This is a genomic window from Nocardia sp. NPDC003183, from assembly GCF_053590715.1.
Window position 1 is genome coordinate 19,661 of record NZ_JBSFTG010000026.1, and the last position, 11,358, is coordinate 31,018.

13 protein-coding genes are annotated in these 11,358 nt (G+C 68.9%); 8 read left to right on the forward strand and 5 right to left on the reverse strand.

All coding sequences use genetic code 11. From position 1 onward, the window contains the following. Window positions 1-138 precede the first annotated feature (138 nt). The 5 genes from ACWDXS_RS34715 to ACWDXS_RS34735 form a co-directional block, all read right to left on the reverse strand. Window positions 139-843 (reverse strand): hypothetical protein, encoded by a 705-nt coding sequence (locus ACWDXS_RS34715; RefSeq protein WP_378996712.1) that lies wholly within the window; start codon window positions 841-843, stop codon window positions 139-141. 95 nt (window positions 844-938) lie between these two features. Further along, window positions 939-2,984 carry an ATP-dependent DNA helicase gene (locus tag ACWDXS_RS34720; RefSeq protein WP_379314615.1) on the reverse strand — a complete coding sequence of 682 codons (2,046 nt, stop codon included), beginning with the start codon at window positions 2,982-2,984 and terminating at the stop codon, window positions 939-941. A 55-nt stretch (window positions 2,985-3,039) separates the two neighbouring features. Continuing rightward, window positions 3,040-3,576 carry a DMP19 family protein gene (locus ACWDXS_RS34725; protein WP_379314616.1) on the reverse strand — a complete coding sequence of 179 codons (537 nt, stop codon included), beginning with the start codon at window positions 3,574-3,576 and terminating at the stop codon, window positions 3,040-3,042. 11 nt (window positions 3,577-3,587) lie between these two features. Then, window positions 3,588-4,142 carry an isochorismatase family protein gene (locus ACWDXS_RS34730; RefSeq protein ID WP_378996718.1) on the reverse strand — a complete coding sequence of 185 codons (555 nt, stop codon included), beginning with the start codon at window positions 4,140-4,142 and terminating at the stop codon, window positions 3,588-3,590. Between the two features lie 126 nt (window positions 4,143-4,268). Further along, window positions 4,269-5,582: a nicotinate phosphoribosyltransferase gene (locus ACWDXS_RS34735; RefSeq protein WP_449972405.1), complete on the reverse strand. Its 1,314-nt coding sequence runs from the start codon at window positions 5,580-5,582 to the stop codon at window positions 4,269-4,271. Window positions 5,583-5,643: 61 nt separating this feature from the next. On the opposite strand from ACWDXS_RS34735, the gene clpS reads away from it, so the two are divergent. The 8 genes from clpS to ACWDXS_RS34775 all read left to right on the forward strand — a co-directional run bounded on the left by clpS (window position 5,644) and on the right by ACWDXS_RS34775 (window position 11,204). After that, the gene (clpS, locus tag ACWDXS_RS34740; protein WP_101464172.1) at window positions 5,644-5,991 is read left to right on the forward strand and encodes an ATP-dependent Clp protease adapter ClpS; all 348 of its coding nucleotides are present in this window, start codon (window positions 5,644-5,646) and stop codon (window positions 5,989-5,991) included. Between the two features lie 21 nt (window positions 5,992-6,012). Next, window positions 6,013-6,582, forward strand: a complete 570-nt coding sequence (gene aosR, locus ACWDXS_RS34745) for an oxidative stress transcriptional regulator AosR (RefSeq protein WP_378996723.1) — start codon at window positions 6,013-6,015, stop codon at window positions 6,580-6,582. 33 nt (window positions 6,583-6,615) lie between these two features. Beyond that, window positions 6,616-7,677, forward strand: a complete 1,062-nt coding sequence (locus ACWDXS_RS34750; RefSeq protein ID WP_449972410.1) for a P1 family peptidase — start codon at window positions 6,616-6,618, stop codon at window positions 7,675-7,677. A 214-nt stretch (window positions 7,678-7,891) separates the two neighbouring features. Continuing rightward, on the forward strand, window positions 7,892-8,305 hold the full coding sequence (locus ACWDXS_RS34755) for a Mov34/MPN/PAD-1 family protein (protein WP_449972413.1): 414 nt from the start codon (window positions 7,892-7,894) through the stop codon (window positions 8,303-8,305). A gap of 37 nt (window positions 8,306-8,342) precedes the next feature. After that, window positions 8,343-8,618 (forward strand): MoaD/ThiS family protein, encoded by a 276-nt coding sequence (locus tag ACWDXS_RS34760; protein ID WP_101464168.1) that lies wholly within the window; start codon window positions 8,343-8,345, stop codon window positions 8,616-8,618. A 4-nt stretch (window positions 8,619-8,622) separates the two neighbouring features. Beyond that, window positions 8,623-9,585, forward strand: coding sequence for a PLP-dependent cysteine synthase family protein (locus tag ACWDXS_RS34765; RefSeq protein WP_378996727.1), 963 nt, complete (start codon window positions 8,623-8,625; stop codon window positions 9,583-9,585). A gap of 71 nt (window positions 9,586-9,656) precedes the next feature. Continuing rightward, window positions 9,657-10,370, forward strand: a complete 714-nt coding sequence (locus ACWDXS_RS34770) for a rhomboid family intramembrane serine protease (RefSeq protein WP_378996729.1) — start codon at window positions 9,657-9,659, stop codon at window positions 10,368-10,370. 69 nt (window positions 10,371-10,439) lie between these two features. After that, the gene (locus ACWDXS_RS34775) at window positions 10,440-11,204 is read left to right on the forward strand and encodes a cyclic nucleotide-degrading phosphodiesterase (RefSeq protein ID WP_378996732.1); all 765 of its coding nucleotides are present in this window, start codon (window positions 10,440-10,442) and stop codon (window positions 11,202-11,204) included. Window positions 11,205-11,358 lie beyond the last annotated feature (154 nt).

The following is an 11,358-nucleotide window of genomic DNA, read 5'->3' on the forward strand; positions in this document are numbered from 1 at the left end:
AACCTACCGCGCCGGGTCGACGGCGCTCGGCGGCGGACCGACTTCGGTAGGAAAACGACATGAAAGCGGGTACGGCTGGCGGCGAACCGTTCTCGGCGTGCGCGTTGCGGGCCGCCGCGCCCGCCCCGCACTCGCCCATCAGGCCGCCGGACGCAACGTCAGCATGGTGTCGGCGCCGTGGTGGAACTCATACCCGGTCTTTTGCAGGGAGGTGGCGATGCCCTTGTCGTGGAGTTCGGTGCGCAGGTGGTCGATGAGGTCGTCGAGTGGGGCGCCGGTGTAGTCGAGCAGCGGGTAGACGCGGGTTTCGACGGTGGCGACGCGCGCCAGTTCGAGCAGGGCGGCCAGGTGGAAGTCGGCGTCGAGCCGGTCGGCGTAGCTGAACAGCAGGTGCGAGCTCAGGGCCAGGTCGAACGCGTCGTCGGGACACGGGAGTGAGGGTAACGAGCCGGCCAGATAGCGGTGGGGCGCGGCGCGCACGTCGTCGGCGAAGCGGGCGGCGGCGCCGCGACGGATCGCGGCGTGTTCTGTCGTGGAGCCGTACCAGTCCCAGCGGTAGCGGTCGGCGTGGGAGTGTGCCCAGGCCACGGCGCGTTCGGTTTCGGGGGTCGCGCGGGCGGCCAGTTCGGTCGGTGGGGTGGCGTAGATGGGATCGATCGCGGTGACTTCGGCACCCATGGCGCTTGCTTCGGCCGCGAAACTTGCTGCGCCACCGGGGCAATCGAGGACACGGCGCCCAGCCAGATCATCGTCGGAGAGATGGAACATCGCGCGGTACTCGGCCAAAGATCTTGCGCTGACCAGAAATTCGCCGAGTACCTCGCCATCGGCGTGGTGCATCATCACCACACGTTCTCACGTCTTGCGTTCGCACGCTCGCTGATTCACGAGTGTGGTCACCTCGATTGCAAGACTCGACCTGCAAGCGTCGGCTTCGCTCAGGCGGAGTCGGTGAGCCGGCGCAGTGCCTTGGCAACCACCTCGGGATCGCTGGTCTCCCAGTACGGCGGCAGCGAAGCGCGCAGGTAGCTGCCGTAGCGGGCGGTGGCGAGGCGGGAGTCGAGGATCGCGACCACGCCGCGGTCGTCGACGCTGCGCAGCAACCTGCCGGTGCCCTGGGCCAGCAGCAAGGCGGCGTGATTGGCGGCCACCGTCATGAAACCGTTGCCGCCGCGCGACTCCACCGCTCGCTGGCGCGCGGTGAGCAGCGGATCGTCGGGCCGGGGGAACGGAATGCGGTCCAGGATAACGAGACTCAGCGACGGGCCGGGCACGTCGACGCCCTGCCAGAGGGTGAGGGTGCCGAACAATGAGGTGGCCGGGTCGTCGGCGAACTTGCGCACCAGCGCGCCCATCGAATCGTCACCCTGGCACAGCACCGGGGTGTCGAGCCGCTCGCGCAGCGCCTCGGTGGCGGCCTTGGCGGCGCGCATCGAGGAGAACAGGCCGAGCGTACGGCCACCGGCGGCGGTGATGAGCTGTTCGATCTCGTCGAGATAGGCGGGCGAGAGGCCGTCGCGGCCCGGGGCGGGCAGGTGTTTGGCCACATAGAGGATGCCGGACTTGGCGTGGTCGAACGGTGAGCCCACGTCGAGGGCGTTCCAGCGCACCGATTCCAGGTCGGCGGGTGCGGTGGCGCCGTTGGCCATGGCCGCATCGACCTTGCCGCGCGACTGCGACGGCAGGCCCCAGGTGATCGCGAGCCCGTCGAACGAGCCGCCGATCTGCAGGGTGGCCGAGGTGAGCACTACTGTCGCGGTGCCGAACAGCCTGCTGCGCAGCAGGCCGCCGACCGAGAGCGGCGCCATCCGCAAGGTGCGGCGGGCGACGCCGCGCATCTCGTCGGCCGACAACCAGATGACATCGCGACGGGCGGCCGGGTCGGCTTCCTCGAACGCGGTGAGCGCGCGGACCGCGGCGTCGTGCACGTCGTCGATGGCGGCCACGGCCATGGTGCGGGCGGCGGCGTTGTCGGGATCGTCCTGGGTTTTGACGGTGCCCTGCGGTGCGATGGCGGTGCGCGCGTTCCAGGCGGAATCGCGAACCAGGGCGAGCACCGGGGCGATGCCGTCGGGCATCTGGTCCCAGCGGCCGGGCGGCAGATCCTCCAGTGCCTGGTGGAAGGCCTCCGCGGCGCCCTCCAGGCGGTCTACCTCGCGTTCGTCGATCAGCTTGGTGCAGCGGCGGGCGGCCGCGCTGATCGCGGTCGCGGCCAGTTCGGCGGTGGCGACGCCGGTGACACGGTCGACCAGTTCGTGCGCCTCGTCGATCACCACCACATCGTGTTCGGGCAGGATCTGGATGCCGCTGATGGCGTCGATGGCCAGCAGCGCGTGGTTGGTGACCACCACGTCGGCCTGGGCCGATTCCGCACGGGCCTTCTCGGCGAAACAGTCCTGGCCGAACTGGCAGCGGGACTTGCCGAGGCATTCGCGCGAGCCCACACTCACCTGGCGCCACGCGCGGTCGGTGACGCCGGGGGCGAGTTCGTCACGGTCGCCGGTCTCGGTGTCGGAGGCCCATTCGTTGAGGCGCTGGACTTCGCGGCCGAGGCGGGAGATGGCGAAGGCGTCGAACAGCTCGGCCTCGCCGCCGGTGTCTTCCGGGATCACGCTGTTGATCTTGTTCAGGCAGAGATAGTTGTTGCGGCCCTTGAGGATCGCGAACTTGGGTGCGCGGCCGAGCGGCTTGGTGAGTGCCTCGGCCAGGCGCGGCAGATCGCGGTCGACGAGCTGGCGTTGCAGCGCGATCGTGGCGGTGGAGACCACCACCGTGCGACCGGTACGGACCGCGTGCCGCAGGCTCGGGATGAGATAGGCCAGCGACTTTCCGGTGCCGGTGCCCGCCTGGACGGCCAGGTGCTCCTTGGTGTCGATCGCGTGGTCGACGGCGGTGGCCATGGTGGTCTGCCCGGTGCGTTCCTTGCCACCGAGGGCATGCACGGCGGTGACGAGCAGGTCGGCGACGGGAGGGAGTTCGGGCACGCTGGCAGCTTATCCGCACCCTCGGACAGGTTTGCCCGAGCGATGGCGAGCCCGGTCAGGACTCGCGGACGAAGTCGTCGATGTGATCGCGGACGTAGTCGAGGACTCGCTGTTCGAAATCCTCGGGTTCGTTGATGTCGTAGATCTCGTCGGGGTCCTCGGCGCGGTCGCCGGTGGGGCGGCGGATCTGGTCGGGGGTGGCGAGGGTCTGGTGTTCGTCTTCCCAGAAGCGGTCGAGGTCGTCGTTCGGGGAGCTGAGGGAGGCGTCGCGGGCGGCGATGATGGCCGCGGCGGCCAGTTGCGGCATGCCTGCTGCGCGTAAACCTCTTGTGGCCCAAGGGAGTTCGCTGCGGCGGGTTTTCAGGTAGCTAGAGAAGCCCGCGTCGAGAACGCTCGTGTGCAGGCTCGACAGGGCCAGCAGGTGGGAGAAGGCCGGGGGGAGTTTGCCGAACGCGGCGATGCCGAGGCGCTGGAGGTCGTCGGTGGCCGGGTTCGACCAGAAGACGGTGTCGGCGGCGTCGTGGATGCTGTCGGTCTCGGCGAGTGCCTTCGTCAGGGCGGATCGGGTGTGCGCCGGGAATCGATAGTCCATGGGGGAAGTATTCAGGGACGCAGCCCGACGCCCGCATCGCGGAGGGTGGTCAGGGCGGTCTCGGTGGTTTCGGGGGCGACGCCCGCGGTGAGATCGAGCAGGACGGTGGTGTCGAATCCGGCCTCGGCGGCGTCCAGCGCGGTGGCCCGAACACAGTGGTCGGTGGCGATGCCGACCACGTCCACGGCGTCGATGCCGCGAGCTCGGAGCCAATCGGTGAGAGAGGTGCCGTCCGCCGCCGCGCCTTCGAAGCCGGAGTAGGCGGCGGTGTACTCGCCCTTGGAGAATGTTTCCTGGATGGGCGAGACATCGAGCGCGGGATGGAAATCGGCGCCGGGGGTGCCCACTCGGCAGTGCGGCGGCCAGGAGTCGACGTAGTCGGGTTCGGTGGAGAAGTGGGCGCCGGGGTCGATGTGCCAGTCGCGGGTGGCGACGACCGCATCGTACTGCTCACCGGCGACGAAGTCGGTGATCGCGGCCGCTACCGCCGCGCCGCCGGCTACCGCGAGGGAGCCGCCCTCGCAGAAGTCGTTCTGTACGTCCACGATGATCAGACCGCGTCCCATGTCATCCTCCAGCTCGTTCGACCGCACCATTCTCCGCCGCGCGACGCCGCGCGGCCACCCCGGTACGGTGGCCGACCGGGTGCCGGTGCGGTCGAGAGTCGTCGGCACGTCGGCGTGCCGCGACGCTCAGCCGAGGAACGTTGTCGGTACGGCGGGTTCGCCCGCGGAGAGCTTCAGCCCTTCCCACGGCAGGCTCACCAACCCGCGTGCGACCAGTTCGCGACTCTGCGCCAGCGTCGCCACGCCGTCGACCACCTTGCCCTCGCGAACCAGCGGCACCTGCAGCTCCCGCACCTGAAAACCGTTGGTGGCCGGTGCTTCTCCGCCTTCGGGATAGACGATCTCCTCGACGATCGTGCCGGTGGCGCGGGCCAATCGCACCGCCTTCTTGGTCCCGCCGCGCGACTGCTTGTGACTGGACCGCTTGGCCACCGCGATGCCGTCGACCTCGACCAACTTGTAGACCATGCCCGCGGTCGGGGCACCCGAACCGACGACCACCGACGTGCCGACGCCGTACACGTCGACCGGTTCGGCACGCAGCGCCGCGATCGCGTACTCGTCCAGGTCGCCGGAGACCACGATGCGCGTGCCGGTGGCGCCGAGTTCGTCGAGCTGGTCGCGGACCTGCCTGGCGAGGACGCCGAGGTCGCCGGAGTCGATGCGCACACCGCCCAGTTCGGGCCCGGCCACCTCGATGGCCGTGGCGACACCCCGGGTGATGTCGAAGGTGTCGACCAGCAGCGTGGTGCCGATGCCGAGCGTGTCGATCTGGCTGCGGAACGCCGCGGCTTCGTGTTCGCCGTCGGCGCCGCTGTGCAGCAGGGTGAAGGCGTGCGCGCTGGTGCCCGCGCCGGGCACGCCGAAGCTGCGCACGGCCTCGAGATTGGAGGTCGCGTCGAATCCGGCCAGGTAGGCGGCGCGCGAGCTCGACGGCGCGGCGAGCTCGTGGGTGCGCCGCGATCCCATCTCGATCATCCGGCGGCCCGCGGCCGCGCTCACCATCCGGGCGGCCGACGAGGCGATGGCGCTGTCGTGATTGAAGATCGACAGCGCGAGGGTCTCGAGCAGCACGCATTCGGCGAAACTGCCGCGCACGGTCAGGATCGGTGAACCGGGGAAGTACAGCTCGCCTTCGGCGTAGCCGTCGATATCGCCGGTGAAGCGATACTCGCGCAACCAGTCGACGGTGGCCGGATCGAGGAACTTCGCGACCACGGCCAGCTCTTGCGGGCCGAAGCGGAAGCGGGTCAGCGCGTCGAGCAGACGGCCGGTGCCGGCGACGACGCCGTAGCGGCGCCCGTTCGGCAACCGCCGGGCGAACACCTCGAAGGTGCACTGTCGCTGAGCCGAACCGTCGGCCAGCGCCGCGGCCAGCATGGTCAGCTCGTACTGGTCGGTCAGCAGCGCGCTGCCGGCGAACTCGTCACGGATCTGCACACCAGAAACTCTAGTCACCGCGGGTGTTGTTTCCTGCGGGCCTCGTCGTACCCTGGTTTTTATGGCCGTGTGCAATAACGTTCGGGCCGGCGCCGTCACCGACGCTGTGAACGCCGCACTGTCGGCACCGCAGGCGACACCGGAGACCACCGAATACACCGAGATCCTGGAGGCCGAGGACCGGCCCTGGGTCACCGTGGTCTGGGACGATCCGGTGAACCTCATGCACTACGTCACCTACATCTTCCAGAAGCTGTTCGGCTACAGCAAAGCCAAGGCGACCGAGTTGATGATGCAGGTGCACAACGAGGGCAAGGCGGTGGTGTCCTCGGGATCGCGCGACAAGATGGAGCAGGACGTGCGCCGGCTGCACGCCGCCGGGCTCTGGGCAACCATGCAGCGCGACTGACGACCTGAGTAACCTGGGCCTGTGCGTAAGTGGAGCAGGAAGAACTCACTGAGTGGCCTCAAGCTTCGATCCGAAATGGACGAGCACGAGGCCACCGTCCTTCGCTCTCTGATCGGCGCGGTGTCCGGACTGCTCAGTGACCGCGCTGCCGACGCCCCCGAAGACGAACTCGCCGCGCTCACCGGCTTGCGCACGGGCAGCTCCACCCCGCCCGACGATCCGCAACTGCTGCGTCTGCTGCCCGATTTCCACCGCGCCGAGCCCGGTTCTCCCGATGCCACGCGCGCCGATCTCAACAGCGCGCTGCGCAGCCTGCACGAGCCGGAGATCATCGACGCGAAACTGGCCGCCGGGCAGACCGTCCTCGACAGCTGCCCGGAAGTGGGCGGCAAGATCGCGCTCACGCCCGAGCAGGCCGACGCGTGGCTGGCCGCGCTCACCGATGTCCGGCTCGCGCTGGGCACCCTGCTCGACATCGACGACGACACGCCCGACCATTTCGATCCGGAAGACCCGCGCGCCCCGCATCTGGACGTCTACCACTGGCTCACCTGGATGCAGGATTCACTACTGCAAGCGCTCGCGCCGTGAGCGCGACGACCGGAATCGCCGACGAAGGACGAGATGATGCGCAGCGGCCCCGGAGCACGCAACTCGATCACTGATGTCGCCGGGGTGCTGGTCGGGCATCACCAGGCGCTCGACGCCGAGGTCACCCTCGGTACCGGCGCCGCGACGGGCTGCACGGTCGTGCGGGTCCCCGGCGGCGCGACGGCCTCGGTCGACGTCCGCGGCGGCGGACCCGGCACCAGGGAAACCGACCTACTCGACCCGGCCAACACCGTTCGCCAACTGAATGCCGTGCTCCTCACCGGAGGTAGCGCGTACGGCCTCGCCGCAGCGGACGGGGTGATGCGCTGGTCGGAGGAACACCGCGAGGGCATTCCGATGGACCCGGCCGACCCGAGTCGGGTGGTCCCGATCGTGCCCGGCGCGGTGATCTTCGATCTGCCGGTCGGGGACTGGGGTATCCGGCCCGGCGCGGACTTCGGTTATCGCGCGGCCGCGGCGGCGTCGACCGAGTTCGCCCGGGGCACCGCGGGCGCCGGTGTCGGTGCGCGGGCGGGCGCGATCAAGGGCGGAATCGGTTCGGCGAGTGTGGTTCTCGCGGACGGCCCCGGGGCTGGGGTGACCGTCGGCGCGGTGATCGTGGCCAATCCCGTCGGGTCGGTCGTCGATCCGCGCACCGGGTTGCCGTGGGGCGTCGGCACCGACGGACCCGACTTCTTCGGGTTGCGGCACGCGACAGCGGACGAGATCGCCGCACTTGCCGCGCTCCCCGCGAAGAGCATGGTGCTCAACACCACGATCGGGGTGATCGCCACCGATGCCGCCCTCGACCCAGCCGGCTGCCGACGGCTGGCCGCGACCGGGCACGACGGACTCGCCCGGGCGATCCGCCCCGTGCATTCCCCGCTCGACGGCGACACCCTGTTCGCGCTGTCCACCGGCGCGATCGAGGTCGCCCCGCTCGCGCTGCCGCGCGCTTTCCCCACCGACCTGCTGCTGCTCGACCAGTTGTGTACGGCCGCGGCGGTGGTCGTCGAGCGCGCCGTCGTCGACGCGGTGCTCGCCGCGACCTCGATCGCCGGGATCCCCGCCTACTACGATCTGTTTCCGCGCTGATCGGCGACCTCGCGCAAGGTCACCCACTGTCGGTGGTGCGGCTGCCCGGTGGCCGCAACTGCCTGCTGACCAGCCCTTCGGCGACTTGCCGCGCCTGCGGTGACGACCCGGCCGGGACCGGAGTGCATACCCCGCGGAATACCCGAATAGGGTGGGTCGTTGTCGGGGAAGGTGCTCGACAGCGCGCACGCAGGATGTGGAAAGGGTCGATGAAGTGCTGGTGATCAGGGCCGATCTCGTTGACGCGATGGTGGCGCACGCTCGCGCCGACCACCCGGACGAGGCCTGCGGCATCATCGCCGGCCCCGAGGGCAGCGACCGGCCGGAACGCTTCGTCGCGATGGTCAACGCCGAACGCTCGCCCACCTTCTACCGGTTCGATTCCGGTGAACAGCTGCGCGTGTGGCGCGCGATGGACGACGCCGACGAAGTGCCGGTCGTGATCTACCACTCGCATACCGCCACCGAGGCCTACCCGAGCCGCACCGACATCTCCTACGCCGCCGAACCGGACGCGCACTATGTGCTGGTCTCCACGCGCGACCCGCAGGAGCACGAACTGCGCAGCTACCGCATCGTCGACGGCGAGGTCACCGAAGAATCGGTGCGCATCGTCGATTCCTACTGAACCGTCCGAGAACAGTCACCACCCCCGAGGAGCCCCCATGCCGGTAACCGTGTCCATTCCGACCATCATGCGTGGTATCACCGGAGGTGAGAAGCGGGTGCAGGGCGAGGGCTCGACGCTGTCCGCGCTCATCGCCGATCTCGACGCGAATCACCCCGGGCTGGCCGAGAAGCTGCTGTCGGACGGCAAGCTGAACCGCTACGTCAACATCTACGTCGACGACGAGGACGTGCGCTTCTCCGGTGGGCTGGAAGCCGAGGTGCCCGCGGGCGCGTCGGTCACCATCCTGCCCGCCGTGGCCGGCGGCGCCTGACCCCGTGGCCCGCTACGAATCGCTGATCGCGACGCTCGGCAATACGCCGCTCGTCGGATTGCAGACACTGTCGCCCCAGTGGGACGGCGACGATCATGTGCGGCTGTGGGCCAAGCTCGAGGACCGCAATCCCACGGGCTCGATCAAGGACCGGCCCGCGCTGCGGATGATCGAACAGGCCGAGGCCGACGGGCTGCTCACCCCCGGCTGCACGATTCTGGAGCCGACCAGCGGCAACACCGGGATCTCGCTGGCCATGGCGGCCAAGCTCAAGGGTTACCGGATCGTGTGCGTGATGCCGGAGAACACCTCGGTGGAGCGGCGGCAACTGCTCACGATGTTCGGCGCCGAGATCATCGACTCGCCCGCGGCGGGCGGATCCAATCAAGCGGTGGCGATGGCCAAGCAGATCGCGGCGGAGAATCCGGATTGGGTGATGCTGTACCAGTACGGCAACCCGGCCAACGCGCTCGCGCACTACGAGAACACCGGGCCGGAACTGCTGGCCGACCTGCCGGAGATCACCCATTTCGTCGCGGGACTCGGCACGACCGGGACGTTGATGGGCACCGGCCGGTTCCTGCGTGAAAACGTGCCCGGTATCGAGATCGTGGCCGCCGAACCCCGCTACGGCGAACTGGTCTACGGCCTGCGCAACATCGACGAGGGATTCATCCCCGAGCTCTACGACGAGAAGGTGCTCACCACCCGGTTCTCGGTGGGCCCGTACGACGCGGTGAAACGGACTCGCGAACTGGTCGGCGAGGAGGGAATCTTCGCCGGGATCTCCACCGGGGCGATCCTGCACGCCGCGCTCGGCATCGCCAAGAAGGCGCAGAAGGCCGGGAAACGGGCCGATATCGCGTTCGTGGTCGCCGACGGCGGCTGGAAGTATCTGTCCACCGGGGCATACGACGGCACGCTGGACGAAGCCGAGGAGAAGCTGGACGGGCAACTCTGGGCCTGACGCGATGTGACCCGGCTTCGGTACGCTCTGGTCAACGGGCTGTTCGACGGTCCCTTGCCGGAGTGGAGGCGATGTCGGTGAGCGGTGGGGTGGGTGCCTCGTTCGATCCTGATCGGATCTCGGGGCTGCGTGGCAACGCGAGTTCGGGCATCGGCGCGTCGCGAGGCGGTTCGTGGATTCGGGCCGCGGTGGTGATTCTGGGCTTCGTGGGGGCGCTGTACGTGATCGAGGGCGTCGACATGGTGCTCTCCTACGATTCGCCACCCGGATCGGTCGGCGAACTCGACTCGGCGGGCATCGAGCCGCGCGAGGTATCCGGGCTCGACGGGATTCTGTGGGCCCCGCTGTTGCACGGCGGGTGGGACCATCTGTTCGCCAACACGCTGCCGTTGCTCGTGCTGGGTTTCCTCGTGCTGCTCTCCGGGATCGGGCGGGGGATCGCGGCCACGGCGATCATCTGGGTGATCGCGGGCGTCGGTACCTGGCTCACGGGGTCGGCGGGAAGTGTGCACGTGGGAGCGTCGTCGATCGTGTTCGGCTGGCTGACGTACCTGATCTGCCGCGGGTGGTTCACGCGCAATGTGGGCCAGATCGTGGTGGGACTGGTGATCCTCGTGTTCTACGGCTCGATGCTGTGGGGCGTGCTGCCGAGCGACCCTCGAATTTCTTGGCAGGGGCATCTTTTCGGGGCGGTGGGTGGAGTGCTCGCGGGCTGGGTACTCTCGTCAGATGAACGTCGACGCCGCCGTGGAGCATCGGTCGGCCGCGCACTACCAACGCGGTAACCGGGGATCCGGTCTGGAAATTGGGGGGATCCTGCATTGAGCACCAGCACGTCGTGGCAGCATGGGGGTATGCGCCTTACCGTCCTCGGGTGCTCGGGCAGCGTGTCCGGCCCGGACTCCCCAGCGTCGGGCTACCTGCTGACGGGCCCTGATATGCGGCCGACTGTCATCGACTTCGGCCCCGGTATTTTCGGCGCGCTGCAGAAGCACATGAACCCGGCCGATGTCGATATCTTCCTCACCCACCTGCACGCGGATCACTGCTTGGATCTGCCCGCACTGCTGGTGTGGCGTCGCTACCACCCGAATCCGCCGACCGGGAAGGCGCTGGTCCGCGGGCCGTCCGATTCCGCGCTGCGGATCGGCAATGCGTCCGCGGAGATCGGCGGCGAGACCGACGACTGGTCCGATGTGATCGACTCGCAGGCGTGGGTCGAGAACACCCCGATTCCGTTCGGGCCCGGTCACACGGTGGAAGCTCGGCGGATGTTCCACCCGCCGGAGTCCTATGGGCTGCGGATCACCGCAGGCGACGGCCGGGTCTTCGTCTACACCGGTGATACGGCGATGTGCGATGCGGTGGTCGACTTGGCGCAGGGTGCGGATGTGCTGATGGCCGAGGCGTCGTGGACTCATGATCCGGCGAATCGTCCGCCGGGGATTCATCTTTCGGGGACCGAGGCGGGGGAAATCGCTACTCGCGCCGGGGCCAAGGAGCTGTTGCTGACCCATATTCCGCCGTGGACTTCGCGTGAGGATGTGATCGCTGAGGCCAAGGCGGCTTTCTCGGGGCCGGTGCACGCGGTGTCGCCGGGGGAGACGTTCGACCTTTAGGGCGGGATTCGGAGTTCGGTAGTCCCGGGACTGTTTGACGCTGTGTTTATTGGCGCGCTGGCGCGCGCGTGTCCGCGGCCCTGAGGGGCCGCCGGTCAGCGCTCGAGACTCGCGCCTGCGGCCACCCGACCACGGAAACCCCGCGGCCGACCGA